General features: G+C 70.9%; 25 protein-coding genes and 1 tRNA gene. 14 read left to right on the top strand and 12 right to left on the bottom strand.

Going from position 1 to position 24,724, the window contains the following annotated elements:
- Position 1 precedes the first annotated feature (1 nt).
- Entirely contained in the window at positions 2-1,039 is a 1,038-nt protein-coding gene (locus tag O5O54_RS03640) for an esterase-like activity of phytase family protein (protein ID WP_279479007.1), read from the top strand.
- Here O5O54_RS03640 and O5O54_RS03635 read toward each other — a convergent pair.
- Positions 1,012-1,701, bottom strand: coding sequence for a queuosine precursor transporter (locus tag O5O54_RS03635; RefSeq protein ID WP_407061656.1), 690 nt, complete (start codon positions 1,699-1,701; stop codon positions 1,012-1,014). The genes O5O54_RS03640 and O5O54_RS03635 overlap by 28 nt on opposite strands.
- A gap of 118 nt (positions 1,702-1,819) precedes the next feature.
- Positions 1,820-2,119 carry a 50S ribosomal protein L28 gene (gene rpmB / locus O5O54_RS03630; protein ID WP_279479006.1) on the bottom strand — a complete coding sequence of 100 codons (300 nt, stop codon included), beginning with the start codon at positions 2,117-2,119 and terminating at the stop codon, positions 1,820-1,822.
- Positions 2,120-2,351: 232 nt separating this feature from the next.
- Between rpmB and O5O54_RS03625 the strand changes: the two genes are divergently transcribed.
- Positions 2,352-3,131, top strand: a complete 780-nt coding sequence (locus O5O54_RS03625; RefSeq protein ID WP_279479005.1) for a DUF3108 domain-containing protein — start codon at positions 2,352-2,354, stop codon at positions 3,129-3,131.
- Positions 3,132-3,137: 6 nt separating this feature from the next.
- Here O5O54_RS03625 and O5O54_RS03620 read toward each other — a convergent pair whose 3' ends face one another.
- Positions 3,138-3,440 (bottom strand): YggT family protein, encoded by a 303-nt coding sequence (locus tag O5O54_RS03620; protein WP_279479004.1) that lies wholly within the window; start codon positions 3,438-3,440, stop codon positions 3,138-3,140.
- A gap of 189 nt (positions 3,441-3,629) precedes the next feature.
- Between O5O54_RS03620 and O5O54_RS03615 the strand changes: the two genes are divergently transcribed.
- A tRNA-Ala gene (locus tag O5O54_RS03615) sits at positions 3,630-3,705 on the top strand.
- Positions 3,706-3,766: 61 nt separating this feature from the next.
- Positions 3,767-5,035, top strand: coding sequence for an MFS transporter (locus O5O54_RS03610; RefSeq protein WP_279479003.1), 1,269 nt, complete (start codon positions 3,767-3,769; stop codon positions 5,033-5,035).
- Between the two features lie 6 nt (positions 5,036-5,041).
- Here O5O54_RS03610 and sthA read toward each other — a convergent pair whose 3' ends face one another.
- The 7 genes from sthA to hemC all read right to left on the bottom strand — a co-directional run bounded on the left by sthA (position 5,042) and on the right by hemC (position 12,764).
- A complete protein-coding gene (sthA, locus tag O5O54_RS03605) occupies positions 5,042-6,490 on the bottom strand; it encodes a Si-specific NAD(P)(+) transhydrogenase (protein WP_279479002.1) in 1,449 nt (482 codons plus the stop codon).
- A gap of 101 nt (positions 6,491-6,591) precedes the next feature.
- The gene (locus O5O54_RS03600; RefSeq protein WP_279479415.1) at positions 6,592-7,302 is read right to left on the bottom strand and encodes a glutamine amidotransferase; all 711 of its coding nucleotides are present in this window, start codon (positions 7,300-7,302) and stop codon (positions 6,592-6,594) included.
- A 53-nt stretch (positions 7,303-7,355) separates the two neighbouring features.
- A complete protein-coding gene (locus O5O54_RS03595; protein WP_279479001.1) occupies positions 7,356-7,820 on the bottom strand; it encodes a TerB family tellurite resistance protein in 465 nt (154 codons plus the stop codon).
- Positions 7,821-7,851: 31 nt separating this feature from the next.
- On the bottom strand, positions 7,852-9,255 hold the full coding sequence (locus O5O54_RS03590; RefSeq protein WP_279479000.1) for a heme biosynthesis protein HemY: 1,404 nt from the start codon (positions 9,253-9,255) through the stop codon (positions 7,852-7,854).
- A gap of 1 nt (position 9,256) precedes the next feature.
- Complete coding sequence (locus O5O54_RS03585; protein ID WP_279478999.1) at positions 9,257-10,948, bottom strand: hypothetical protein; 1,692 nt, start codon at positions 10,946-10,948, stop codon at positions 9,257-9,259.
- A 187-nt stretch (positions 10,949-11,135) separates the two neighbouring features.
- Positions 11,136-11,825, bottom strand: a complete 690-nt coding sequence (locus O5O54_RS03580; protein ID WP_279478998.1) for a uroporphyrinogen-III synthase — start codon at positions 11,823-11,825, stop codon at positions 11,136-11,138.
- A 6-nt stretch (positions 11,826-11,831) separates the two neighbouring features.
- On the bottom strand, positions 11,832-12,764 hold the full coding sequence (gene hemC / locus O5O54_RS03575) for a hydroxymethylbilane synthase (RefSeq protein ID WP_279478997.1): 933 nt from the start codon (positions 12,762-12,764) through the stop codon (positions 11,832-11,834).
- A gap of 117 nt (positions 12,765-12,881) precedes the next feature.
- Between hemC and tsaD the strand changes: the two genes are divergently transcribed.
- The 9 genes from tsaD to O5O54_RS03530 all read left to right on the top strand — a co-directional run bounded on the left by tsaD (position 12,882) and on the right by O5O54_RS03530 (position 20,855).
- Positions 12,882-14,006, top strand: coding sequence for a tRNA (adenosine(37)-N6)-threonylcarbamoyltransferase complex transferase subunit TsaD (tsaD, locus tag O5O54_RS03570; RefSeq protein WP_279478996.1), 1,125 nt, complete (start codon positions 12,882-12,884; stop codon positions 14,004-14,006).
- Positions 14,003-14,983 carry an NAD(P)-dependent glycerol-3-phosphate dehydrogenase gene (locus O5O54_RS03565; RefSeq protein ID WP_279478995.1) on the top strand — a complete coding sequence of 327 codons (981 nt, stop codon included), beginning with the start codon at positions 14,003-14,005 and terminating at the stop codon, positions 14,981-14,983. Before tsaD ends, O5O54_RS03565 begins: the two co-directional genes overlap by 4 nt.
- 53 nt (positions 14,984-15,036) lie before the next feature.
- Entirely contained in the window at positions 15,037-15,327 is a 291-nt protein-coding gene (locus O5O54_RS03560) for a YciI-like protein (protein WP_279478994.1), read from the top strand.
- Entirely contained in the window at positions 15,327-15,764 is a 438-nt protein-coding gene (locus tag O5O54_RS03555) for an EVE domain-containing protein (protein WP_279478993.1), read from the top strand. The genes O5O54_RS03560 and O5O54_RS03555 overlap by 1 nt, the downstream gene beginning before the upstream one ends.
- Before the next feature lie 45 nt (positions 15,765-15,809).
- Entirely contained in the window at positions 15,810-16,034 is a 225-nt protein-coding gene (locus tag O5O54_RS03550) for a DUF3072 domain-containing protein (RefSeq protein WP_279478992.1), read from the top strand.
- Positions 16,035-16,293: 259 nt separating this feature from the next.
- On the top strand, positions 16,294-16,953 hold the full coding sequence (locus O5O54_RS03545; protein WP_279478991.1) for a methyltransferase: 660 nt from the start codon (positions 16,294-16,296) through the stop codon (positions 16,951-16,953).
- Between the two features lie 73 nt (positions 16,954-17,026).
- Positions 17,027-18,088 carry an ABC transporter ATP-binding protein gene (locus O5O54_RS03540; RefSeq protein ID WP_279478990.1) on the top strand — a complete coding sequence of 354 codons (1,062 nt, stop codon included), beginning with the start codon at positions 17,027-17,029 and terminating at the stop codon, positions 18,086-18,088.
- Positions 18,089-18,163: 75 nt separating this feature from the next.
- Positions 18,164-19,159: an ABC transporter substrate-binding protein gene (locus tag O5O54_RS03535; protein WP_279478989.1), complete on the top strand. Its 996-nt coding sequence runs from the start codon at positions 18,164-18,166 to the stop codon at positions 19,157-19,159.
- 25 nt (positions 19,160-19,184) lie between these two features.
- Positions 19,185-20,855 carry an iron ABC transporter permease gene (locus tag O5O54_RS03530; protein WP_279478988.1) on the top strand — a complete coding sequence of 557 codons (1,671 nt, stop codon included), beginning with the start codon at positions 19,185-19,187 and terminating at the stop codon, positions 20,853-20,855.
- 4 nt (positions 20,856-20,859) lie between these two features.
- Here O5O54_RS03530 and O5O54_RS03525 read toward each other — a convergent pair whose 3' ends face one another.
- Together O5O54_RS03525 and O5O54_RS03520 are read right to left on the bottom strand one after the other, a co-directional pair.
- Complete coding sequence (locus tag O5O54_RS03525; protein ID WP_279478987.1) at positions 20,860-23,193, bottom strand: FdhF/YdeP family oxidoreductase; 2,334 nt, start codon at positions 23,191-23,193, stop codon at positions 20,860-20,862.
- An 85-nt stretch (positions 23,194-23,278) separates the two neighbouring features.
- Entirely contained in the window at positions 23,279-23,845 is a 567-nt protein-coding gene (locus tag O5O54_RS03520; protein WP_279478986.1) for a L,D-transpeptidase, read from the bottom strand.
- Positions 23,846-23,916: 71 nt separating this feature from the next.
- Here O5O54_RS03520 and O5O54_RS03515 point away from each other — a divergent pair, with 71 nt between their 5' ends.
- On the top strand, positions 23,917-24,600 hold the full coding sequence (locus O5O54_RS03515) for a response regulator transcription factor (protein WP_279478985.1): 684 nt from the start codon (positions 23,917-23,919) through the stop codon (positions 24,598-24,600).
- Positions 24,601-24,724 lie beyond the last annotated feature (124 nt).

Genomic DNA, 24,724 nt, shown 5'->3' with positions numbered 1-24,724 from the left:
GATGGCGGTGCGCATCGCGGGGGCGGCGCGCTCCCTGGCGCTCGTCGGTCTTCTTCTTTCCGCCGCGCTCGTCGCGCCGAGCCCGCGCGCCCTGTCGGCCGAGACGGAGGTCAAGGCGCGGACAATCGCGCGCTTCGGCATCGGCAGCGACGCGGTGCGCTTCGGCGCGCTCGACTATGTCGGCGGCTTTTCCTACTCCTCGTCCGACCGGCGACTGAAGGGCGTGTCCTCCATCCGCATGCGTCCGAACGGCGCCGGCTTCCTGGCGGTGACGGACACCGGCTTCTGGTTCGCCGGCGCGATCCGGCGGGACGGGCAAGGCCGTCCGGTCGGCATCGCGGATGCGCGCATCGCGCCGATCCTCGACAAGTCGGGCCGCGCCATGCCCTCCAAGGGCGAGGCGGACGCGGAGGGGCTGGCGATCGTCGGCAACGAGGCCTGGGTGAGCTTCGAGCGCGACCACCGGATCGAGGCCTTCGCGCCCGCCTTCGCACCTTTCGAATCGCGCGGGCGGCGCGAGGCGCATCCGATCCCCAAGCGCGAGCTGCGCGGCAATGGCGGGCTGGAGACGATCGCCGCATCGTCGAAGTCCTCGCCGCTGAAAGGTGCGGTCGTGGTCGTGGCGGAGCAGTCGATCGACGCCAAGGGCAATCTTCTGGCCGCCATTCTCGGACGCGGCCAATTCACCGTAAAGCGCGACGAGCCCTGGGCTGCGACGGACGGCACCTTCCTGCCGGACGGCGACCTCCTTCTCCTGGAGCGGCGCTTCGAGGGTTTCGGGCGCGTCGGCATGCGCATCCGTCGCATCGACGGCGCCACCATCCGCCCCGGCGCGCTGGTGGACGGTCCGGTGATCATGGAAGCCGATCTTGGGCAGGAGATCGACAACATGGAAGGGCTGGACGCCTGGCAAGGCGCGGACGGCCACACCTACCTGTCGCTCGTCTCCGACGATAACGGCTCCTTCTTCCAGCGCAATCTCTATCTTGAGTTCCGCCTCGCCGAGGACCGTCAGGCCGGCGTCGGCACCTCGCGATAGGGCAGGAAGGCGTTGACGGCGACGCGGTACGGCACGAGGCCGAAGACCGCGATGATCAGCTTCACGCCGAAGTCGCCGAGCGCCCAGGACACCCAGCGCGGCGCCTCCAGGGCGAGAAGGCCGAACAGGGGCGCGGCTTCCAGCGCGAAGGGCTCGTTGGGGCCGAGGAAAACGAAGACCGGCGCGAAGGCGAGCGAGAAGAACAGGGCGGTGTCGAGGATCGTGCCGAGGATGCCGCTCGCCAGCGGCGCCTTCCACCAGGACAGGCGCCGCAGCCGGTTGAAGACCAGGATGTCGAGAAGCTGGGCCATCAGGAAGGCCATGCCGCTCGCCAGCGCGATGCGCAGGAGGCGACCCGCCTCCGTCTCGAAGGGCGTCAGGCCGAGCCGGTGCAGGATCGGCGGAAACACGATGGAGCTGACCACCGCCGCCGCGAAGCCGAGATAGACAACGCGCCGCGCCACGGCCGGCCCGAACAGGCGGTTGTTCACGTCCGTGACGATGAAGGCGAAGGGGTAGACGAAGGCGCCCCAGGTGAGGAGGTCGGCCAAGGACAGGGGGCCGAGCGTGCCCTGGACAGGGAACTGGACGGCGATGTTGGAGGCGAGCACGATGATCGTCATGGCGATCACCGGCAGGACGGTGCGGCGGGACAGGGTCACGGCGGGTCGTTCCATTTTTTTAGGCTGGGGTATGGCACCAGCGTCGATGCTTCGAGGGGCAAACGCGAAAACGCCGCCCGAGGGGCGGCGCTTTCGAAGGATCGCTGGGCGAAGCGCCTCAGGCGGCTTCGGCCGTCGTCGCGGTCTTCTTGGCGATCTGGCGCTTCAGAAGGCGGGCCTTCTGCGACAGCTCGTGCTCGGCGGCCTTCGCGAGGAAGGCGTCGAGGCCGCCGCGGTGCTCGACCGAGCGGAGCGCGTGGGCCGAGATGCGCAGACGGAAGCGCTGGCCGAGCGCGTCGGAGATCAGCGTCACCTGGCACAGGTTCGGCAGAAAGCGACGGCGGGTCTTGTTGTTGGCGTGGCTGACGTTGTTGCCGGTCTGGACGGCCTTGCCGGTCAGTTCGCAAGCGCGTGACATGGGATCACCTTTCAAACGTTCGATACGGCCTTCCGGGGCGCGCCGCCGCCGGAACGGCAGCGCGATCATCGACCCCATGGCATGATCGGAAAATCGACTGCCCCTATAGTGGCGTGCGCCGGCCCCGTCAAGCCGCAAGGCCCTCGCGGCTGTCGCCGGACTTGATCCCGCCGCCTTCGCGCGCAAAGAACGGGCTCGCACGCCGTCCCGCGCCCCCCCCCGGAGAAGCCCCATGCCCCACGCCATGCCCGGCCTTCTCGCCCTCGCGCTCCTCCTTTCGGCCGCGCCGGCGGGAGCCGAGGCGCCCGCCCTGCAGACGACCTATGCGATCACCCTGATCGGCCTGCCGGTCGGCCGGGCGGAATTCCGCACCACGATCGACGGCGCGCGCTTCAAGGTCGAGGGCACCCTGTCCTCGGCCGGGCTTGCCGAACTCGTCTCCTCGACGCGCGGCACGAGCTCGGTGTCGGGGCGAATCGCCGGGCGCCGGCTTCTGGCCGACCGCTACGCGCTCGCCTATACGAGCGACGGCAAGTCTTGGGTCAGCGACCTGTCGCTGCGGGCGGGCTCCGTGACCGCGATCAGGGTCGCGCCGCCGGCGCGAAACCCCGCGCCCGCCGACTTCGTCCCCGTCCGCCGGGCGCAGCTCGCCGACGTCGTGGACCCGCTCGGCGGGCTGATGATCAAGGCGGACACGCCCGCCGATCTCTGCCGGCGCACGCTCAAGGTCTTCGACGGCTGGAGCCGCATCGACCTGCCGCTCACGCCGGCCGGCACCGAGACCGTGCGCATCGACGGGTTCGAGGGCGAGGCGAGCGTCTGCACCACGACGGTGCGGCCGGTGAGCGGCTACCGCACCTCGTCCAAGGGTCTGGCGTTCCTGAAGGGCAAGGTGATCCGCCTCGTCTTCGCCGAGATCGGCGACACCGGCATCCATGCGCCGGTTCGCGTGCGCATCCCGACGGAGGTCGGGCCGCTGACGCTGGCCGCGACCACCTTCGCCAAGCGGTAGGCTGCGTCAGATGCCGGCGCGGTACACGGCCGGGATGACGTAGATGTAGATGATCTGCTGCAGGAAGAAGATGATCAGCAGCACCACCAGCGGCGACAGGTCGAGCCCGCCGAAATTGGGCAGGACGCGGCGGATCGGCCGGTAGAGCGGCTCCGTCATCCGGTACAGGAAGTCGCCGATCACGGAGACGAACTGGTTGCGCGGATTGACGATGTTGAAGGCGAAGAGCCAGGACAGGATCGCCGACGCGATGATGATCCACCACAGGATGTTGAGGATCAGAAGGACGACTTGGATGACGGCGAGCATGTCGGACGGCGGCCTTTTCGGTTGCGGCTCTCTGGCCGATGGAATCGTGGCGCGAGGCTTGCACGACGAGATGGGGATTTCCCTAACGAATGCCAGCGCGGCCCGCAGCCAAACGGCTTCGTGAACGCGGCCCGATATCGCGCTTGACAGGCCGCCCGGCCCTATCCTAAATGCCGCGCACTGGTGGACGGGGCTGTAGCTCAGTTGGGAGAGCGCGTCGTTCGCAATGACGAGGTCAGCGGTTCGATCCCGCTCAGCTCCACCATTTTCTCCCCTTGCGACCCATGGCAGACGAGCGGGCCGGCCTTCCGGTCCGGAGCGAAGCCATGACCGACGATCCGCGCACGTCCGAAGCCGAGCCTCCCGTCGAGACGCCCGCGGAGGACCGGTTCGCCGCCTTTCGTAACTCGCGCTTCCTGCGCTACTGGCTGGCCCGGTTCCTGGCCGCCTTCGCGGTCCAGGTCGTGGCGGTCTCGGTCGGCTGGCAGATCTACGACCTGACGCGCGACCCGCTCGACCTCGGCCTGATCGGCCTGTCGCAGTTCCTGCCCGCCCTGCTTCTCGTCTTCGTCACCGGCACGGTGGCCGACCGCTACTCACGCCGCCACATCATGGCGGTGGCGATCGGCGTCCAGGCCCTCGGCGCGGGCGTGCTCCTCGCCCTCACCTATCAAGGCCTCGTCTCGCCGGCGCCCGTCTTCGCCGTTCTCGTGCTCTTCGGCGTGGCGCGGGCCTTCTTCGGCCCGGCGGCCTCGTCGCTGGTGGTGAACCTCGTGTCCAAGGACGAGCTGGCCAACGCCATCGCCTGGAACTCCTCGTCCTGGCAGATCGCCTCCATCGTCGGGCCTGTTGCGGGCGGCCTTCTCTACGGCCTGTCCCCGCACCTCTCCTATTCCGTCGCGCTGGCGCTCTTCGTCGTGGCCGGCGTCCTGATCGCCTCCGTCCCCGCCCCGTCGCAACGCACCAGCCGCGAGCCGGCGAGCCTCCGGACGGTGCTGGCGGGCTTTCGCTACATCTGGAGCGAGAAGATCGTGCTGGGCGCCATCTCGCTCGACCTCTTCGCCGTGCTGCTCGGCGGAGCGGTGGCGCTGATGCCGGTCTTCGCCCGCGACATCCTCCAGGTCGACGAGTTCGGCCTCGGGCTTCTGCGCGCGGCGCCGGGCGTCGGGGCGATCCTCACCGCGATCTGGCTGGCCGCCCACCCGGTCAAGGACCATGCGGGTCTCGTGATGTTCGCCTTCGTCGCCCTGTTCGGCGCCTTCACCATGCTGTTCGGCCTGTCCACCTCGCCCTGGCTCTCGGTCGCCGCGCTGATGCTGATGGGCGCCTCCGACATGATCTCCGTCTATATCCGCGAGATCCTGCTGCAGCTCTGGACGCCGGACGACGTGCGCGGCCGCGTCAACGCGGTGAACGGCATCTTCGTCGGCGCCTCCAACGAACTCGGCGAGTTCCGCGCCGGGGTCATGGCGTCCTTCGTCGGCGCGGTGCCCGCCACCGTCATCGGCGGCGCCTGCACGGTGGCGATCGCCGGCCTCTGGGCCGCGATGTTCCCGCAGCTTCGGCGCGCGCGCAGCCTTGCCGCGCGCGAATAGGGCAACCTACTCCACCGCCTCGCCGGCGCCTTCGGGCGCCGCCACCGGCACCGCGCCCGGCAGGGGTGCGAAGGCGCGGTTCCAGGCGTCCAGCGAGGCGATCTTGTAGGCCTCGGCGAGCGTCGGGTAGTTGAAGGTGTTCTCCAGGAAATAGTCGATCGTGCCCTTAAGGTTGAGCACGGCCTGGCCGATATGGATCAGTTCCGTGGCGCCTTCGCCGACGATGTGGACGCCGAGCAGCCGGCGCGTCTTCTTGGAGAAGATCATCTTCATCATGCCGCTCTGGAGGCCCATGATGTGGCCGCGCGAGGTTTCGCGGAATCGCGCGATCCCGCATTCGTAGGGAATGCCCTTCTTGCGCACCTCCTCCTCGCTCATGCCCACGGTCGAGATCTCCGGCACGGAATAGATGCCGTAGGGAAAGAACTCGGGTGTCGGCGGGGTCGGCGCGCCGAAGGCGTGGCAGGCGGCGATCCGGCCCTGCTCCATCGAGGTGGAGGCGAGGCTCGGAAAGCCGATCACGTCGCCGGCGGCATAGATGTGGGGCACGGCGGTCTGGAGCGTTCGACCGTCGACGGTGATGCGGCCGCGATGGTCGGCGGTCAGGCCGGCGGCTTCGAGGTTCAGCCCGTCCGTCGCGCCCATGCGCCCGGCCGCGAACAGGAGGATGTCGCTGGCCACGTCCCGGCCCGTCGCCAGGCTGCAGACGGGGCGCCCCGTGCCGTCGAAGGCGATCTTGGTCACCTCCGCGCCGAGGCGCAGCGCCACGTTGCGGTCGCGCAGGTCGTGGACGAACTCCTCCATCAGCTCCTTGTCCACGAAGTCGAGGAAGCTCGCGCGCGGCTCGATCAGCGTCACCTGCACTTCGAGGGCGGAGAAGATCGTGGCGTATTCGACGCCGATCACGCCCGCCCCGATCACGGTGAGCGAACGCGGCAGCTTCGGAATCTCAACGATCTCGTCGGAATCGAAGACGTTGGTGCCGTTGAAGGGCACGTAGTCCGGCCGGAAGGGGCGCGTGCCGACCGCGATCAGGATCCTGTCGCCGGCCAGGGTCCGCACCTCGCCCGAAGGCAGCGTGACGTCCAGCTCGTGGGCGGAGCGGAAAGCCGCGCGGCCATGCAGGATCTTCACGCCGTTGCGGGCGAACTGGTGGTCGAGCACGTCCACCTCGTGCTCCAGCGTCTTCACCATGCGGGCCTGGATGTCGGCGCTGGTGATGTCCTGCTTGACCCGGTAGGCGCGCCCGTAGAAGCCGCGCTCGCGCCAGCCCGACAGGTTGAGCACCGTCTCGCGCATGGTCTTGGACGGGATGGTGCCGGTGTGGACGGACACGCCGCCGACGCGCGTCTGGCTTTCCACGACGAGCACCTGCCGGCCGAGCTTGGCGGCCTGGATGGCGGCGCGCCGGCCCGAGGGGCCGCTGCCGATCACGATCAAGTCGGTGCGTTGCATGAGGTTTCCCGTCCGCGTCCCAGGCATGCGATGGGGCCGGACACGCGCCGGCCGTCCCATGGTGCATAGCGGGAGGAGCTTTCGCGAGGCGGGGTTCCGGATCAGTCCCGGCGGCCGAAGATCAGAGCCAGGAAGTCACCCAGCCACCGCTTCACCGGCGCGTCGAAGATCGCACGCCCGGTGAAGTGCTCGCGGCGCGCCTGTGCCCCCGGCAGCGACAGGCGGGCGTGGCCGCGCGTCGTCCAGCGGTGCATCATGGCGAGCGTGAGCTCGGCGTGGAACTGAACGCCATAGGCGTTGTCGCCGTAGCGCATCGCCTGATTCGGGAACCGGTCGCCGGTGGCCAGCAGCGTCGCGCCGGACGGCAGGGTGAAGCCCTCGCGGTGCCACTGGTAGACCATGGACGGCCAGGACCCGACGAGCGCCCGCCCCGCCTCCGTCGCCTCGATCGGATAGTAGCCGACCTCGACGAGGCCCTCGGCATGCGGGGCGACCTGGCCGCCGAGATGCTTGGACAGCATCTGCGCGCCGAGGCAGATGCCGAGGAACGGCCGGTTCTCGCGGAGCGGCACGTCGAGCCAGTCGATCTCCTGGCGCAGGTGCGGGTCGGGGTCGTTGGCGCTCGGCGGGCCGCCGAACAGGATCGCGCCGCGATGGTTCTCCAGCGTTTCCGGAAGGCGCTCGCCCAGCACCGGCCGGCGCACGTCGATCCTGACGCCCGCCGCCTCCAGCACCTGGCCGACGCGGCCGGGCGTCGAGGTCTCCTGGTGGAGGACCACCAGCACCGGTCGCGGATCGTCCGCTCCGTGCAGCCGGAAGCGGGGCGGAGCGGCGGCGCCCGGAACGGCGCCGAGGCCCTCCGGGTTCAAGCCCCGATGCTCCCCGCCCCGTGCATCGCCTCGTGTTTGCCCTGCATCCGGTCGCGCGTCGACACGCCGAGAAGCTCGGCGATGCGCCAGACCACGTTGTCCTCCAGCTCGTGCACGGCACCGTCCACGAAGACGACGCGCCAGAGAAGCTCGACGAAGCGTATCCGCTCGGCCTCGCTCAGGTGGCGCATGAGGACGCTGGTGAAGCGGTAGAGGTCCACCGCCTCGGCGTCGGCCGCCTCTCCGGCCGCCTCGATGCGCCGTGCGGTCGCGGCGTCGAGGTCGTATTCGGCGGCAAGCACCCGGCGCAGCGTCTCGATCTCCAGCTCGCTCGCCGATCCGTCCGCCTCCGTCACGTGGAACAGGAGCGCGGCGGCCGCCACGCGCACGTCGTCGGTGTCGGGCCGGGCGGAGGAACCGCCCGTCAGCGTGGCGAAGAAGTCCTTCAGGCCTTCGAGCATGGAAAGGGTCCGGTCCGGGCTGGCAACGGTGTCAGAGGGCGGGGTTCGGGGCTGCCGGCTCCGTGCGGGGCGGCGCCTGCATCTCGCTGGAGCCGCTGCCGGCGATGGACCGGGCCGAGCCGGGCTCGGACAGGGTGCGGACCTGCGGCGGGGCGGCGGGCGCGACCCAGCGGAACGCGTCGATCCGCCCGGTCACCGGCGAGACCGCCGACCATTCGGGGCTGGTCACGCCGTCGGCCGCCCAGGCGGGATCCTTGGGCGCGTTCAGCGCGCGGCTCATCCACTGGCGGACCAGCGCCTCGTTGCCCGAATCGGCGTCCTCGATATCGGCCAGAAGCAGATAGGTCGATTCGCGCGGAGCCGCCTCGGCCGCCGCCATGGCCTCGGCACGGGCGGTCGTGAAGTCCCGCGCGTCCAGCGCCGCATGGGCGACGACGAGGCGTGATTCCACGTGGCCGGGATGCATCGCGGCCAGCGTGCGGGCGCGCTTCAGGCGCTCCTCCACCCCGTCGAAGGACCGGGCATGGACGTAGAGCGCCCCGACCTGCGGATGCGGCTCCACCTTCCAAGCGGATTCCAGGATCTTGCTCGCCGACTTCCAGTCGTCGAGCCGGATGGAGGCGCGGGCGGCGATCAGCGCGGCCGGCACGAGATCGGGCGCGAGCTTCTGCGCCTCGCGCGCCAGGGTCCGCGCACCGGCGGGATGGGCGTCGGCCATGCCTTGCGCCCGCCCGGTCAGGAGCACGGCGCGCAGGCGGCGGCTTTCGACCTTGTCGATCAGGCGCGAATCGCGCTGCGCCTCGAGAATGGCGAGCGCGCCCTCGTAATCGCCCTGTGCGGCCTTCAGGTCGAGCACGGCCCCGCCGGCCCAGCCGACATGGGGGGCGATGCGCGATGCGCGTTCGGCATAGTTGCGGGCGGCGGCGCGGTCGCCGAGGCGCTCGGCCTCGAGATAGAGGCCGCGCAGGCCGACGAGACGGGTCTCGGGCTGCGCCTCCAGTTCCTCGAAGATCGCGCGGGCGCGCCCGTTGTCGCCCTCGATCAGCGCGGTCTGCGCGTCGAGAAAGCGCAGCATCGGCTCGGAGCGGCCGGGCAGGAGCTTGGCGGCCTGCTTGGTCATCCGCCGGGCGGTCACCGCATCGCCCGCGCCCACGGCGATGATGCCGGACGAGAGGGCGCGATAGCCCTTGTCGCGGCGGCGCGTGGAGAAGAAGCGCGACATGCGCTCGGGCGCTTTGAAGAATCCGCGCACCAGCCAGAACAGAAGGATCGCCGCCACCACGAGCGCGATCTGCAGCACCACGAAGACGGTGAAGCTCGTGCCGACCTCCTGACCCTGCCAGATCAGCGACACGGTTCCGGGATGGTCGGCGAGCCAGGCGAAGCCGAGGCCGGCGGCCAGGACGACGAGGAAGAAGGCGAGGATGGCCAGCATGTCAGCCCTGCGAGGAGGCGCCGACGGCGCGGTTGATCGTGTCCTGGATCAGGCGGTCGGCCTCGACGCGCGCCCGCACGTCGTCGGCAAAGTCCTTCGACGCGGTCTTGGCGGCCTCGGGCAGCTTGTCCCATTCGGCGAGCCAGGCGGCGTAGTCGCCGGACGAGACGGCCGCGTCCATGCGCGCGACGGCCGCCTGCGGCCCCGGCGCGTCCGGTGCGACGCTCGATCCGGCCGGCCGCACCTGCACCAGCGAGCGCAGCCCCGACAGGACCTGCGTGCCGACGTCCTCGTTGGAGACCTCGGGCCGCACGGCGTCGAGGATCGCTCCCTCCGCCTCCGGCCAGCGGGCGACGAGGGCCGACGGCGTCGGGACTCCGGACGCGGCAAAGTTGCGCAAGGGGTCGACCGCCGACGCATCGCCCGACGCCTTGGCGAAGGTCTCGAGCTCCGACATGAAGGGCGTGCCCCGGTCGATCGCCGACTTCAGGCCCGCCGCCGACAAGGCGACGGCGGCCTGGCGGTTGGCCTCCTCGATCGCGGAAAGGCGCTCGCCGAAACCGTCGATCGCCGAACGCGCCTCGTTGGCGGCGCTCTGCGCGTTCTGGGCGGCCTGCTGGGCGGCCGAGACGCCTGCGCGCGCCTCTTCGGCCGCAGCCTGGGCGGCGTTCGCCGTGTCGCGTGCGGCACTGGCGGCGGTCTGGGCCTCCGCCGCCGTGTCACGGGCGGCCGTCGCCGCCTCGTTGGCGGTGTTCGCGGTGGCCGCCGCGTCGCCGGTGGAGGTGCCGCTGCTCTGGATCGCGCGCTCGTTGGCCGTCACGCGGTCGGTGAGCTGGGTGAACTCGGCGGTCGACACCGTGCCCGATCCGGCGCCGCCGGCGGCCTGGGCCGACTGGACCTGCTCCACCGTGCCGCGCACCTGGTCGAGGTCGCTGCGGAGCTGCTGCACGTCGCCGGCTTGGGCGAACTGCTGTGTCTGGACCGGCTCCTGCCGGCCGGGCGGCGGCAGGATGCCGCCGTAGAGCGCCGTGCCGCCGAGAAGCAGGGCGATCGCGGCGCCGAGTGCCCCGGCGCCCAGAAGCGCGCCGAAGCCCGGACCGCCGCGCGGCTCGGACGAATGGCCGGCAAGATAAGGGCTTCCGTCAGGAACGGAGGTCTGCGTCCGCGCGGCCTCCGCCTGAGGATGGACGGTCTCGTCGTCCTCGAACTCGCCGAGATGGGGCCGCGACGGCTCGGCGGCCGTCGCATCGGCGGGCACGAAACCCTCCTCGCGGGCGAACTCTGCCGCCGGGGTCTCGGCCGGCCGGGTCTCGTCGCCCGACGCCAAGGGCGTGTCGGCACGGTCGGCACCCGCCGGCAACGGCGCGCCTGCGGCGGGATCGACGCTGTCGCCGCCCTCGGGCAGAGGCCCGGCCACCGCCTCGTGGACGCGCGCTGCTTCATCGGCGTCGCCGGCCTGCGTCAGGGCATCCTCGCGACCCGGCTCGCGGTCGTCGGAGGAGGCCGCGCCGCCGCTCACCACCGCCTCGCCGCCCGTCGCCGTATCGGACGAGAAACCCGGCTCCACCGCCGCGCGCTCGGCGTCCGTGCCACCGCCTTCGGTTCCGCCGGCCGCATCGATCCGCTCGGCTTCGCCGTCGATGATGGTTTCCGGTCTGCCGCCTGGTCGGGGGCGGCGCGGGCGATTGGCCATCCGGGGCTCCTCGAGTCGTGTCGGCTCCGAACGGAGCCGCATCCTTTGGGTTCCGGCCGATGGCCGACTGGCTCCGCCCCGCGAACAAGGGAGACGAGCCGATGCTGATTTAGCGTGTCCACGCCAAGCTGCAACGGAGTTTGTGCGGCGCCTGTGCGTTCGTGATCGGAAGGGTTGACGATCCCCCTCAGCCGAGGCGCGCGAGAAGCGCATCGAGCGACGGTTCGGCGGGCCATTCCGCCACCCGCCCCGGCGACAGCCCGTCCGCCACGGCGGACGACAGGCAGAGGTGGCGCAGGGCTGCCGGGCGAAGGCCGGGGCGGCGGGCGGCAAGCGCCTCGAACAGCGCCGCCTGCCCGCGCGACAGGAGGAGAACGGCATCCGGGGGACCGCTCTCCGTCAGGCGATCGAGTTCGTCCTCACCCGGCCGCCGCTCCACCATGTCGTAGACCTCCAGCGTGCGGAACCGCACGTCGGCCGCCAGGAGACCCGCCTCCAGATCGGGAAGCCGCGTGCGTCCCGCCGCATAGACGAGCGGAGCGTCTCCGGAAGGAAGCCGAGCGGCAAGAGCCGGGAGGTCCCGCGCCCGGCCGGGGCCGGCCACCACCTCGGGCAGACCCGCGGCCCGCAGCGCTTCAGCTGTCCGCTCGCCCACCGCCAGGACGGGGAGCGCCGTGCCGGCGGCGTGCCGCGCAAGCCAGGGGGCCGCATGGGCGCTGGTTGCGAGGAACCCGCCGAACGGTCCGCCTTCCAGCGGCGGGTCGAGCGGGCGCACCTCCTGCAGCGGCAGGAGCAGCGGCTCGTGGCCGTGCGCGCGCAAGACGTCGGCCGTGCGCGCGGCGTCCTCCGCCTCCCTGAGGACGAGCACCCGCGCCATCGCCCCTCAGCCGAACCAGCCGGCGAAGAAGTCCGGGCCGGCATCCGCGACCAGCCGGCGCGCGGCCTCGGCCGCGGCCTCGACGAGGTCCGCCCGGCCGGCGGAAAGGCGGGTCTCGTGCATGCGCGCGGCGTCGGGCGTCAGGATCATGCCGTGGAAGCGGAAGCCTTCGCCGTCGGGCCGGGCATGGGCGGCGATCGGGGTGCGGCAGGAGCCGTCGAGAACGGCGAGAAAGGCGCGCTCGGCCAGAAGCGCCCGGTGCGTGTCGGCGTGGTCGAGCGGCGCCACAAGCGCGGCCGTCGCCTCGTCCGCCGCCCGCTGCTCGACGCAGATCGCCCCCTGGCCGGGCGCCGGGGGAAACGCGTCGAGGTCGAGAATCTCGCCCGCGACATCGGCGGCGTCCAGCCGGTTGAGGCCGGCCAGCGCCAGGAGCGTGCCCTCCACCTCGCCGCGCTCGAGCTTCTGAAGCCGTGTCTGGACGTTGCCGCGGAAGATCACGAGGTCGAGGTCGGGCCGCAGGCGCTTCAGGAGCGCCTGCCGGCGGAGCGAGGCCGAGCCCACCCGCGCGCCTTGCGGCAGATCGGCAATGCGCCGGACGCTGCGGCCGATGAAGACGTCGCGCACGTCCTCGCGCGGCAGGAAGGCGGTCAGCGCCAGCCCGTCCGGCACGGCGGTCGCCATGTCCTTGGCCGAATGCACGGCGACATCGATCCGCCCGCCGAGCAGCGCGTCCTCGATTTCCTTGGTGAAGAGCCCCTTGCCCCCGACCTCCGAGAGCGCGCGGTCCTGGATGCGGTCGCCGGCCGTCGAGATCACGGTGACCTCGAACGCCTCCTCCGGCAGCGCGTGCGCCGCCATCAGCCGGGCGCGGACCTCGTGCGCCTGGGCGAGCGCCAGGCGGCTGCCGCGCGTGCCGATGCGAAAAGGGCGGGAGATCATGGGGCTGGCCTTTCGTGTCGTCGCCCTTCCCTACAACAGGCCGGCGGCCCGGGGCCACCGTTCAAAGCACGCGCCTTGCGGTGGCGAAACCCGCCGCGCACGGCTATGTGCTGGCGCATGACCACGCCCGACCCTTCCCTCTCCGGCCCCCTCGTCCTCGGCCCCCTCGTTCTGGGCATCGAGACGAGCTGCGACGAGACCGCCGCCGCCGTGGTGGGGCGCGACGCGTCCGGACGGGCGCAAATCCTGTCCAACGTGGTGCTGAGCCAGATCGGGGAGCATGCGGCCTTCGGCGGCGTGGTGCCGGAGATCGCCGCCCGCGCCCATGCCGAGGCGATCGGCGGCATCGTGTCGGCCGCGCTCGTTGAGGCCGGCGTCGCGCTCGAGGCGATCGGGGCCGTCGCCGCCACGGTCGGGCCGGGCCTCGTCGGCGGGCTGATCGTTGGGGCGACCGCCGCCAAGGCCATCGCCCTGCCGCTCGGAATTCCGTTTCTCGGCATCAACCATCTGGAGGGCCACGCCCTCACGCCGCGCCTCACCGACGCGCTCGCCTATCCCTATCTCCTGCTCCTCGTGTCCGGCGGCCACACGCAGATCCTGCTGGTGGAGGGGCTGGGCCGTTACGAGCGCTGGGGCACCACCATCGACGACGCGCTGGGCGAGGCCTTCGACAAGACCGCCAAGCTTCTCGAACTCCCCCATCCCGGCGGTCCCAGCGTCGAGCGCATGGCGACGTCCGGCGACGCCGCCCGCTTCTCCCTGCCCCGGCCGCTCCGGGGGGAAAAGCGGCTCGACTTCTCGTTTTCCGGCCTGAAGACCGCCGTGCGCCAGGCCGCCGAAGCCCATGCGCCGCTCGCCGACGGGGACGTCGCCGACCTCTGCGCCGCCTTCCAGCGCGCGGCGAGCGAAAGCGTCGCCGACCGGCTGGCGCTCGCGCTCGCCCGCTTCCGCGACCGGTTTCCCGACCTGGCCGACCCGGCCCTGGCGGTGGCGGGAGGCGTCGCGGCCAACGGTGAGATCCGCCGGGCCTTGACCGACCTCTCGGCACGCACCGGCGTGCGCCTCGTCTCGCCGCCCCATGCGCTGTGCACCGACAACGCCGCGATGATCGCCTATGTCGGCCTCGAACGGCTGGAAGCGGGCGAACGGGACGCCGTCACTCTGCCCGTGCGCCCGCGCTGGCCGCTGGACGAGACCGCCGCGCCGTTGATCGGCTTCGGCAAGCGCGGAGCCAAGGCATGAGCGTCGCGGTGGTCGGAGGCGGCGCCTGGGGCACGGCGCTGGCGGCGGTGGCGGCCCGGCAGGGCGGCGTCCGCCTTCTCCTGCGCGATCCCGCCGTGGCGCAGGCGATCAACGCGCGGCGGGAGAACCCCGCCTATCTGTCGGGCATCGCCCTGCCGCCCGGCATCGCGGCCGTGCTCGACCCCGCCGCGGCGCTGAAGGGCGCCGACACCGTCCTCCTCGTCACACCGGCCCAGACGCTCCGCGCCCTCTGCCGAACGCTGGCGCCCGCCCTTCCTTCAGGCGCGGCGCTGGTCCTTTGCTCCAAGGGCATCGAGCGCGACACCGGCCTCTTCGCCTCCGCCGTGGTGGAGGCCGAGCTGCCGGGCCACCCCGTCGCCGTCCTGTCCGGCCCGAGCTTCGCCACCGACGTCGCCGCCGGCCTTCCGACCGCCGTGACGCTCGCCGCGCGCGACGCCGGGCTCGCCGACACTCTGGCGCAGCGCCTGTCCGGCCCGGCCTTCCGCATCTATGCCGGCACGGACGTCCTCGGCGTCGAGGCGGGCGGCGCGCTCAAGAACGTGCTCGCGATCGCCGCGGGCGCGGCGGCGGGCCTCGGCCTCGGCGCCTCGGCCCAGGCGGCCCTCGTCACCCGCGGCTTCGTGGAGCTGACGCGTCTGGGCGAGGCGCTCGGCGCCGATCCGCGCACGCTGATGGGCCTGTCCGGTCTCGGCGACCTCGTCCTCACCTGCTCGGGCGCCCAGTCGCGCAACTTCGCCTATGGGCTGGCGCTCGGCCGGGGCGAAGACCTTTCGACGCAAAGGCTCGCGGAAGGCGTCTTCTCCGCCGGCATCGCGGCAAGGCTCGCGGCCGAGCGCGGCATCGAGGCGCCGATCATCGAGGCCGTCGCCGGCATTCTCGACGGCACGCTGCCCGTCGCCGCCGCGGTGGCGGCGCTCCTGGCGCGGCCCCTGAAGCGCGAGTTCGAAACCGCTTGATCGACCGCCCCGATTTGCTACGGGGCGACGAGCCATTCCCGGAGGAAAGCCCCATGCTCTACGCCCTGATCTGCGAAGACCGACCGGACGCCGGAAGCCTCCGGGCCGACAACCGCCCCGAGCACCTCGCCCATCTGAAGGGCCTCGGCCCGACGCTGAAGTTCGCCGGCCCCTTTCTCGACGACGAGGGCAAGCCGACGGGCAGCCTGATCGTGGTCGAGGCCGACAGCGCCGACGCCGCGCGGGCGCTGGGCGAACAGGACCCCTTCGCCAAGGCGGGCCTCTTCTCCTCCGTCACCGTGCGGCGGTGGAACTGGTCGGTCAACAATCCCGAGAGCGCCTGATGGCCTTCTGGCTGTTCAAGTCCGAACCGTTCAAGTGGTCCTTCCAGCAGCAGAAGGACTGCGGCGCGGCGGGCACCGAATGGACGGGCGTTCGCAACTACCAGGCGCGCAACTTCATGCGCGCCATGCAGCTCGGCGAGCGCGGCTTCTTCTACCATTCCAACGAGGGCAAGGCCGTGGTCGGCGTGGTGGAGGTCTCTGCCCTCGCCCATCCCGATTCGACCGCCGACGACCCGCGCTGGGAATGCGTGGACATTCGCGCGGTGGCCGACATGCCGAACCCGGTGACGCTGGACGCCGCCAAGGCCGAGCCGCGCCTCAAGGACATGGTGCTCGTCACCAATTCGCGCCTGTCGGTGCAGCCGGTGACAGAACACGAGTTCGCCGCGATCTGCGAGATGGGCGGGCTCGACTGGAAGACGACGGTGGGAACCTGACGGAGGGCGGAACGTTTCGCGAACGACACACTCGCGGAGCGATCCATGACCGATGCCAACCCCAAGGCCGACGCCGCCAATTCCAACACGGTGAAGGACCCGGACGACTGGACCACCGGCGACGAGCCGATGACCGGCGCGCAGGGGTCCTATCTCAAGACCCTGTGCGAGGAGACCGGTCACCCGTTCGACGACAAGATGACGAAGGGCGACGCCTCCAAGCTCATCGACGAGCTGCAGGCCAGGAGCAAGCGCCTGAAGGACGGCTGAGCCGACCGGTCCTGTTCATGGAGAGGCCGCGCTTCCCTCGGGATGCGCGGCTTTTTTTTCGGGCCGCCCGCCGCGCGGCCCGTCTTCAACTCAGGAAGCCGAAGAGCCAAAGAAGAAGGATGATCGGAATGGGAATGCCGATCAGCCAGAGAAGGCCACCTTTCAACATGACATGCGCTCCTTTGTCTCAGTCCCTGACGCAACCGCGCCGCCAGCTGGATGGTTCCGCGCCATCGGCCACGGGATCGGAAACGGCTTCGTGAAGGAGCGCGAGCGCCGCCGCGCCTTCGTCCTCGCCAACACCGCCCCGCTCCGCCCGCCGCACGTGCCCGAGATCGAACTGCATCTCGCCGACGAGGCGCACGACCTGTGGCTGCGCACGGAGGAGGAACTGGAGGCGATCGGCCTGCCGCCGCCCTTCTGGGCCTTCGCCTGGGCCGGCGGCCAGGGGCTGGCGCGCTACGTGCTGGACCATCCGTCCTGCGTGGCGGGCCGGCGCGTCGTGGATCTCGCCTCGGGCTCCGGCCTCGTCGCCATCGCGGCGGCCAGGGCCGGGGCGGCGTCGGTCCTCGCGCTCGACATCGACCCGTTCGCGCGCGAGGCCGCCCTTCTCAACGCCGGCCGCAACGGCGTCTCCTTCGAGGTACGGAACGAGGACAGGATCGGGGACTCGCTCGACGCCGACGTGCTGCTCGCGGGCGACGTCTTCTACGACCAGGGTTTCGCCCGGCGCCTCGCGCCCTGGTTCGACGCCCTGGCATCGTCCGGCGTGGACGTACTCGTCGGCGACCCGGGCCGGGCCTATCTGCCGGCTGCGAGCGTGGAGCGTCTTGCGGTCTACGAGGTGCCGGTCACGCGAGCCCTGGAGGACGCCGAGGTGAAGCGCACCACCGTCTGGCGCTGGCGCCCGGCGAGCTGACGCCCGCTTGCCAAAGCGTCACGCAGGCGTCACGAGGCGGACCTAAGAGCGCCTTTTGCAACGGGACGGCGGCATGGTGGGATTTCGGCTGGACGGGCTCGCCAAGAGCTTCGGCGGCGCGCGGGCGGTGGACGGGCTGTCGCTGACCGTTCCGGACGGCGCCTTCCTGGCGCTGCTCGGGGCCTCCGGCTGCGGCAAGACCACCGTCCTGCGTCTTCTCGCCGGGCTGGAGCGGCCGGACGCCGGGACGATCGCCATCGGCGACCGCATGGTGGCGGGCGACGGGGTCTTCGTGCCGCCCGAGGAGCGGGGCCTCGGCATGGTGTTCCAGTCCTATGCCCTCTGGCCTCACATGAGCGTCGAGGGCAACGTTTCTTTCGCGCTGCACGGCAAGGGCATGGCCGCAGGCGACATCGCCAGGCGCACGGCGGAAGCGCTGGATCTCGTCGGTCTCGGCCACCGCGCGAAGGCGCGCCCGCACGAGCTCTCCGGCGGCCAGCGCCAGCGCGTGGCGCTCGCCCGCAGTCTGGCGCTGCGCCCCAAGCTCCTGCTCCTCGACGAGCCGCTCGCCAATCTCGACCCGGCGCTGCGCACCGGGCTCGCCGCCGAGTTCCGCCGCCTCCACGCCGAGACGCGCACGACCTTCGTCTTCGTCACCCACGACCAGGCCGAGGCGCTGGCGCTCGCCACGACGATCGCCGTGCTGGAGGCCGGGCGCCTCGAACAGTGCGCGCCGCCGCAGGATCTCTGGCGGCGGCCCGCCACGCCGACCGTCGCACGCTTCATCGGCGACGGGCGCCTCCTGCCGGTCGAGGTCGTCGGGCGCGAGGGCGACCGGCTCGCCGTCACCTCCGGCGCCGCCCGCCTCCTCGTGCCGGGCGATGCGGAGCCCGGACCTGCCTGGCTGTGCCTGCGCCGCCAGGGGCTTGCGCTGGCCGAGGGACCGGAGGCGCCGGGCGCCCTTCCCGGCAGGGTGCGCAACACGCGATTCGAAGCGGGCGCCTTTCTCCACGACGTGGATCTTGCGACGGCGGACGGCCTCTCGGTCGAAGCGTCGGGGCCGGATCCCCTGCCTCCCGGCACCCCCGTGGCCTTGCAGGTCACCGACGGCTGGGTGATCGCCCGTCCGTCCTGATATTTTCACGCGCCTGTCATGTTCGGGCGCTAGCGGGAGCCCATCTTCCCCCGTCAACCGACGAAGGATCGTCCCATGTCGCGTCGCCTCGCCACCCGCCTTGCCGCCCTTGCCGCCGGCCTCGTCCTGTCCGGCGCCGCCCTCGGCGCCGACGCCTCGGGCGCGATCACGCTCTACACCTCGCAGCCCAACGACCAGATGACGGCCGTGGTCGAGGCGTTCCGCAAGGACACCCCCAACGTCTCCGTCGAGATCTTCCGCGCCGGCACGACCGAGCTGATGGCCAAGCTCCAGGCCGAGTTCGCCGCCGGCGGCTCGCCCGCCGACGTGGTGCTGATCGCCGACACGGTGGCGATGACGCAGCTCAAGGAAGCCGGACGCCTCCTGCCCTATGCCGAGGCGCCGGTGGAGGGCATTCCCGCGAACCTGATCGACGCCGACCGCACCTATTTCGGCACCAAGCTGATCACCACCGGCATCGTCTACAACACCGACAAGGTGACGACGGCGCCGACCTCCTGGAACGACCTCAAGAACGAGGACGCCGCCAGCCAGCTCATCATGCCGAGCCCGCTCTATTCCGGCGCGGCGGTCGTCCATGTCGGCACCATGACGCAGGACCCCGCCTTCGGCTGGGACTACTACGAGGCGCTGGCCGAGGCCGGCGCGGTGGCCGGCCAGGGCAACGGCACGGTGCTGGAGGCGGTCGCGCGCGGCGAGAAGAGCTACGGCATGATCGTCGACTACATGGCGATGAACGCCAAGGCCAAGGGCTCGCCGGTCGCCTTCGTGTTTCCGTCGGAGGGCGTCTCGACCATCACCCAGCCGGTCGCGATCCTGAAGTCCACCGACAATCCGGACGCGGCCAAGGCCTTCGTCGACTGGCAGCTCGGGCGCGCCGCGCAGGAGCAGTCGGTCGCGCAAGGCTACTTCCCGGTGATCGAGGGCATGGCGGCGCCCGCCGGCTATCCCGAGCCTATGACGCTGAAGGTGCTGCCGACCGATTCCGCCCAGCTCGTGAAGGACGAGGCGGACCTCAAGATGCGCTTCTCCGACCTCTTCGGTGGCTGACACGACGCACGCTTCGCGAAGCGCCTTGTCCAGGCGGCCCCTTGCGGCCGCCTGGCGCCCCCGGCCGGAGGCGGTGCTCGCCGCCGGCCTTCTCGTCGTCGTCGCGCTGATCGGAACCTGGCCGCTCCTGCGCCTCCTGTCGCTCGGCTTCGGGGCCGGCGAGGACGGGGCGGCCTTCGGCAACCTGGCGGAAGCCTGGGGCTCGCGGGCGATCCACCGCGCCTTCTGGAACACTCTGGCCGCCTCGGCGGGCGCAACGGCGATCGCCGCCGCCACGGGCACCGGGCTCGCGCTCCTCGTCGGCCTCTTTCCCGTCCGCGGGCGGGCGCTTGCGACCTTTCTTCTCCTGTCGCCGCTGCTCGTTCCCTCGCAGATCATGGCGCTCGCCTGGATCGAGCTGGCGGGCCTCGTCTCGGCGGATGCCGGGCGTCTCATTTATTCCGGTTCCGGCATCGCGCTGCTGCTCGGCATCGAATCGATGCCGCTGGTGTTTCTGGCCGTGCGGGCGGGCCTCGCGCTCCTGCCGGCGGACCTCGTGGAGGCCGCACGGATCGCCGGCGTCGGGCGCCCGCGCATCCTCGCCCGCATCGTCCTGCCTCTCCTGGTGCCGGCGGTCGCCGGCAGCGCCGCCCTCGCCTTCGCCGCTTCGGTCGGCAACTTCGGCATCCCGGCGCTTCTCGGCATTCCCGGCCGCTTCCCGATGCTCACGACCCTGGCCTATCAGCGGCTCAACGGCTTCGGTCCCTCCGTCCTGCCCCAGGTGGCCGTCATCGCGCTGGTGCTGGTGGCGCTGGCCCTCGGCGCCTTGTCTCTGCGGGCCCTCGTCCTGCGCGCGCTGGCCGTGCCGGTCGACCGGACGGGCACGCGCGCGAGCCGGCTCTTCGCCGCGGGCCTGCCGGCCTCCGCCGCCGTCTGGTGCGCCGTCCTCGTGCTCGCCGTCCTGCCGATGCTGGCGCTGCTGGCGGGGGCGCTGACGCCGGCGCTCGGCGTCGCCCTGACGCCGGAGACGGCGACGCTGGACCAGTTCCGCTCGGTGCTCGGCAGCGGCGCGATCCGCCGGGCGCTCCTCAACTCGATCGCCTTGTCTGCCGGCATGGCCGTCGTCGCCGGCCTGCTCGCGGTGCCCCTCGCCTATCTCGGACAGGTGCGCCGCAATCGCACGGCCCGGATCGCCGCCATCCTTGCCGACGGCCCCTTCGTGGTGCCGGGAACGGTGCTGGCGCTGGCCTTCATCCTGGTCTTCCTGCCGCCGCTGCCCATTCTCGGCGTCTCGCTCTATGCCACGCCCTGGATCCTGCTTCTGGCCTATGTCGCGCGCTTCCTGCCACTGGTGACGGCGCCGGTGGCGGCCTCCTTCGCCAGCCTCGACGCAGGCCTGGACGACGCCGCGCGGGTCTCGGGCGTCGGGCTGCGTCGGCGCCTCGCCTTCCTCGCGCTGCCGCTGGCAGGGCGGGCGGCGGCGGCGGGCATGCTCCTCGCCGCGCTCACGGCCTTCAACGAGCTGACCGTCTCGGCCCTCCTCTGGTCGGCCGGCACGCAGACGGTCGGCGTGATGGTGTTCTCGCTGCAATACGAAGGCAATTCCGGCGAGGCGGCCGCGCTCGCCGTCCTCGCCACGCTTCTCGTCGGCCTGCTCGCGCTCCTGGCCGACCGTCTCGGCCGCGGCGCGCCGGGCACCCTTCCCTGGCGCGACTGAGCTCCTACTCCGCCGCCACCGCCGCGACCTTCGCCTTGGCGACGCGGATCGGTACCGACTTCGCCGCGGGGACATGGCTGTCCTTGGCGTGGTGCCAGAGCGGGATCAGCCGATTCAGCTCGGGATAGTAGCCGCCGACATCGCCTTTCGGCAGCTTGAAAGCGTGGACCCGCAGGCCCTCGACGCGCCGTTCCACCCCGTCGTCGGCATGGGTCTCGACGTCGACGAAATCCTGGTCCTTGAGGCCGAGGCGGGTCATGTCGTCCCGGTTCATCAGGAGCACCATGCGCGAGCCCGAGATGCCGCGCAGCCGGTCGTCGTAGCCGTAGACCGTGGTGTTGAACTGGTCGTTGGAGCGCAGCGTCATGAGGGTGAAGACGTCGGGGCCGCGCGTGTCGATGTCGGGATTCGTGTCGAACCCGTCCTCCGGCACGTGGAAGTTGGCCTTGCCGTTCTCGGTCTTCCACTCGCGCCGGCAGGCCGGCAGGTCGCGGTGGAAGCCGCCGGGCTGCAGGAAGCGCTGGTTGAAGTCCTTGAAGTATTGCGGGTAGGCCCGCTCGATCTCGTCGCGCACCAGGGCGTAATTGCCGACCCATTCGTCCCAGGGAATGGTGGAGCGGCCGGGGACAGTCGCCTTGGCGAGTTCGGCGACGATCTTCGGCTCCGACAGGAGCTCCGGCGAGGCCGGCGGGCGCCAACCCTTGGAGCCGTGGATGCAGGCGGTGGAATCCTCGACCGAGACGGTCTGGTCTCCGCTTGCCTGCCGGTCCCGCTCGATGCGCCCGAGGCAGGGCAGGATGTAGGTCACCGCCCCAGGCAAGAGGTGGTTGCGGTTGAGCTTGGTCGAGATCTGGACGTGGAGGCGAAGGTTGCGCCACGCCTTTTCGATCAACTCGGTTTCCGGCACCGCGCGGGAGAAGTTGCCTCCCAGGCCGATGAAGGCCTTCACCGTGCCGTCGATGATGCCTTGGCAGGCCTCCACCGTTGCCAGACCCTTCTCGCGCGGCGGCTCGAAGCCGTAGAATTCCTTGAACTTGTCGAGCGGCGCGAGTTCCGGCTTCTCCGTGATGCCGACCGTGCGCTGACCCTGCACGTTGGAGTGGCCGCGGATCGGCGAGATGCCGGCGCCCCGCTTGCCGATATTGCCGCGCATGAGCAGGAGGTTCACCAGCATCTGCACATTGGCGACGCCGTGCCGGTGCTGGGTAAGGCCCATGCCGTAATGCGCCATCACCGCGTTGGAGCGGGCGTAGGTGCGGCCGACCTCCTCCAGTTCGGACCGCGCAAGCCCGGAGCAGCGCTCGATCTCCTCCCACGAGGCCTCGCGCACGAAGCGCTCGAAGTCATCGAACCCGTGGCAATGCTCTTCGATGAAGGCGGTGTCGAGGACACGGGCACCGCCCTTCTCCCTGGCGGCGTCGTCGAGGGCGAAAACCGTCTTGGCGATGCCGGTGATGGCGGCGATGTCGCCGCCGCATTTCAACTGAAAATACTCGCTCGACATCTTGGTGCCCTCGCCGGGCGACAGCATCTCGGCCGGCGACTGCGGGTTCTTGAACCGCATCAGGCCCCGCTCCTCCACCGGGTTGAAGGTGAAGACGGGAACGCCGCGCTTGCGCGCCTCCTGCAGAGGGTGGAGGAGGCGCGGCGCGTTAGTGCCAGTGTTGTGGCCGAAGAAGAGCATCATGTCGCAATGCGCGAAGTCCTCGTAGACCACCGTGCCGACCGGCGAGCCGATCGAGAGCGGCAGGCCGACGGATGTCGATTCGTGGCACATGTTGGAGCTGTCGGGCAGGTTCTGCGAACCGTAGACCCGCGCGAAGAGCTGGTACATGTAGCTCGTCTCGAGCGAGGCCCGACCGGAGGCGTAGAAGATCACCGACTTCGGGTCGAGGGCTTGCAATTCGCGCCCGATCTCTTTGAACGCGCTTTCCCAGGAAACCGGCACATACTGGTCGAGCGAGGCGTCGTAGCGCATCGGGCTCGTCAGCCGGCCGTTCTTCTCGAGGTCGTGGTCGGGCCAGTCGAGGAGTTCCGACACCTTGTGCCGGGCGAAGAAGTCTCGGGTTGTGCGCCGCTTGGTCTGTTCCCAGATCGTCGCCTTGGCGCCGTTCTCGCAGAACTCGAACGGATGGCTGTCGGCGGGCTTGGCCCAGGAGCACGAGACGCAGGCGAAGCCGTCCGGCTTGTTCTGCTTGTAGAGCGTGTTCCAGATGGTCGAGATCGCCAGGCCTTCCGCCAGGCTCTTGGTGGCAAGCGACTTGACCGAGCCCCAGCCGCCCGTCGGCTCGTCATAGGGTTCGACCGTGGGCTCGGGCTGGATCTCGCTGCGCTTCATGACGGCATGGCCTTCGCTCGGTGAAATGGTTGGCACCAATCCCTTGGACGCGCGAATGCCCCTTGCGGTTCCGCCCGCCGCCCTTCTACCGCCGCACGACCAATCGCGCGCCGAGCTTCAGGAACGGCGCCAGCCGGTCCATGTCGCGGCGCGAGACGGCGACGCATCCTTCCGTCGGCCGGTAGCCGGGCCGGGCGATGTGGAGGAAGATGGCGCTGCCGAGCCCGCGCGCGCGCGTCCGGACGTTCCAGTCGAGCACCACCACCACGTCGTAGAGCCCGTCCTCGCGCTGCATCGTCTCGGTGCTGGCGCCGAGCGGCAGGCGCACCGGTCGATTGTAGGCGGGGTGGCGCGGCGCGTCGCACCAGCCGTCGTCCGCCCTCGCGCGCCGCACGGGCAAACCGGGCAACCGGACCGGCTTGCCGCGCCGCCCGCCGCGGACATAGGCCCCGAGAACGGCCATCGCGGCGAGCGGCGTTCCCCCGTCCCCCTCGCGCTTGAAGGCGGTAATGCCCGAGCGCCCGAGCGCGCAGGGAATACGCAGGTAACCTGCCTGAAGCACCCCGCGGCGTGGGTCTCCGGGCACTGAACGAACCAGAAGAACCGGTCCGGATCGGGCTTTCCTTGGCCGGGGGGGTGGAAAAAGTCGCATGGCGCTCACAAATTATTACAAAGCCGGGTGCGAATCGCGCAGCCGGTCGGACCATGGAACGGGAACCTCGAATGAGCGTACGTAGCATTCTCATTGTCGATGACGACGACGACCTTCGCACGACGCTTGTGGACCAGCTTGCCCTGCACGAGGAATTCCAGGTGCTCCAGGAGGCGAACGCCACCAAGGGCATCCAGACGGCTCGGTCCAACCTGATCGACCTCGTCATCATGGACGTCGGCCTGCCGGACATGGACGGGCGCGAGGCGGTCAAGGCGTTGCGCAAGGGCGGCTTCAAGGCCCCCGTCATCATCCTCACCGCCCAGGACGGCGACGCCGACACGATCCTCGGCCTCGAATCGGGCGCCAACGACTATGTCGCCAAGCCCTTCCGCTTCGCGGTGCTTCTGGCACGCATCCGCGCGCAGCTGCGCCAGCACGAGCAGTCCGAGGACGCGACCTTCCAGGTCGGACCTTACGTCTTCAAGCCGAGCCAGAAGGTTCTGCTCGACGACAAGGGCGGCAAGATCCGGCTGACGGAGAAGGAAACGGCGATCATCCGCTACCTCTACCGGGCCGACCGCCGCGTGGTGACGCGCGACGTGCTTCTGGAAGAGGTCTGGGGCTACAATTCGGGCGTGACGACCCACACGCTGGAAACCCATGTCTACCGCCTGCGCCAGAAGATCGAGCCGGAGCCGTCCAACGCGCGCCTGATCGTGACGGAATCGGGCGGCTACAAGCTGATGCCCTGACGGAGCGTTAGCCTCCGGCGAAGACCGGAATCCTGTGACCGACTGGGGACGCCCCATCGCAATGGGCGTCCCGGCAAAGGCTTTGCGCAAGCTTTGGGCTTCACGCGGCGGTTGTTTCCTGCGA

This window comes from Aureimonas sp. SK2 (assembly GCF_029813115.1).
Classification (GTDB): domain Bacteria; phylum Pseudomonadota; class Alphaproteobacteria; order Rhizobiales; family Rhizobiaceae; genus Aureimonas.
The sequence above is the reverse complement of the archived record's forward strand: the minus strand, read 5'-3'. Positions and strand labels throughout refer to the sequence as shown.

What these genes read in the sequence shown, in the direction of transcription:
- O5O54_RS03565 (WP_279478995.1), top strand. Translation starts at nt 14,003, where the DNA reads ATGAGCGTCGCGGTGGTCGGAGGCGGCGCCTGGGGCACGGCGCTGGCG.
- sthA (WP_279479002.1), bottom strand. Translation starts at nt 6,490, where the DNA reads ATGCAACGCACCGACTTGATCGTGATCGGCAGCGGCCCCTCGGGCCGG.
- hemC (WP_279478997.1), bottom strand. Translation starts at nt 12,764, where the DNA reads ATGATCTCCCGCCCTTTTCGCATCGGCACGCGCGGCAGCCGCCTGGCG.
- O5O54_RS03620 (WP_279479004.1), bottom strand. Translation starts at nt 3,440, where the DNA reads ATGCTCGCCGTCATCCAAGTCGTCCTTCTGATCCTCAACATCCTGTGG.
- O5O54_RS03580 (WP_279478998.1), bottom strand. Translation starts at nt 11,825, where the DNA reads ATGGCGCGGGTGCTCGTCCTCAGGGAGGCGGAGGACGCCGCGCGCACG.
- O5O54_RS03535 (WP_279478989.1), top strand. Translation starts at nt 18,164, where the DNA reads ATGTCGCGTCGCCTCGCCACCCGCCTTGCCGCCCTTGCCGCCGGCCTC.
- O5O54_RS03595 (WP_279479001.1), bottom strand. Translation starts at nt 7,820, where the DNA reads ATGCTCGAAGGCCTGAAGGACTTCTTCGCCACGCTGACGGGCGGTTCC.
- O5O54_RS03585 (WP_279478999.1), bottom strand. Translation starts at nt 10,948, where the DNA reads ATGGCCAATCGCCCGCGCCGCCCCCGACCAGGCGGCAGACCGGAAACC.
- O5O54_RS03560 (WP_279478994.1), top strand. Translation starts at nt 15,037, where the DNA reads ATGCTCTACGCCCTGATCTGCGAAGACCGACCGGACGCCGGAAGCCTC.
- O5O54_RS03550 (WP_279478992.1), top strand. Translation starts at nt 15,810, where the DNA reads ATGACCGATGCCAACCCCAAGGCCGACGCCGCCAATTCCAACACGGTG.
- O5O54_RS03520 (WP_279478986.1), bottom strand. Translation starts at nt 23,845, where the DNA reads ATGCGACTTTTTCCACCCCCCCGGCCAAGGAAAGCCCGATCCGGACCG.
- O5O54_RS03590 (WP_279479000.1), bottom strand. Translation starts at nt 9,255, where the DNA reads ATGCTGGCCATCCTCGCCTTCTTCCTCGTCGTCCTGGCCGCCGGCCTC.
- O5O54_RS03625 (WP_279479005.1), top strand. Translation starts at nt 2,352, where the DNA reads ATGCCCCACGCCATGCCCGGCCTTCTCGCCCTCGCGCTCCTCCTTTCG.
- O5O54_RS03540 (WP_279478990.1), top strand. Translation starts at nt 17,027, where the DNA reads ATGGTGGGATTTCGGCTGGACGGGCTCGCCAAGAGCTTCGGCGGCGCG.
- O5O54_RS03555 (WP_279478993.1), top strand. Translation starts at nt 15,327, where the DNA reads ATGGCCTTCTGGCTGTTCAAGTCCGAACCGTTCAAGTGGTCCTTCCAG.
- tsaD (WP_279478996.1), top strand. Translation starts at nt 12,882, where the DNA reads ATGACCACGCCCGACCCTTCCCTCTCCGGCCCCCTCGTCCTCGGCCCC.
- O5O54_RS03610 (WP_279479003.1), top strand. Translation starts at nt 3,767, where the DNA reads ATGACCGACGATCCGCGCACGTCCGAAGCCGAGCCTCCCGTCGAGACG.
- O5O54_RS03515 (WP_279478985.1), top strand. Translation starts at nt 23,917, where the DNA reads ATGAGCGTACGTAGCATTCTCATTGTCGATGACGACGACGACCTTCGC.
- rpmB (WP_279479006.1), bottom strand. Translation starts at nt 2,119, where the DNA reads ATGTCACGCGCTTGCGAACTGACCGGCAAGGCCGTCCAGACCGGCAAC.
- O5O54_RS03525 (WP_279478987.1), bottom strand. Translation starts at nt 23,193, where the DNA reads ATGAAGCGCAGCGAGATCCAGCCCGAGCCCACGGTCGAACCCTATGAC.
- O5O54_RS03640 (WP_279479007.1), top strand. Translation starts at nt 2, where the DNA reads ATGGCGGTGCGCATCGCGGGGGCGGCGCGCTCCCTGGCGCTCGTCGGT.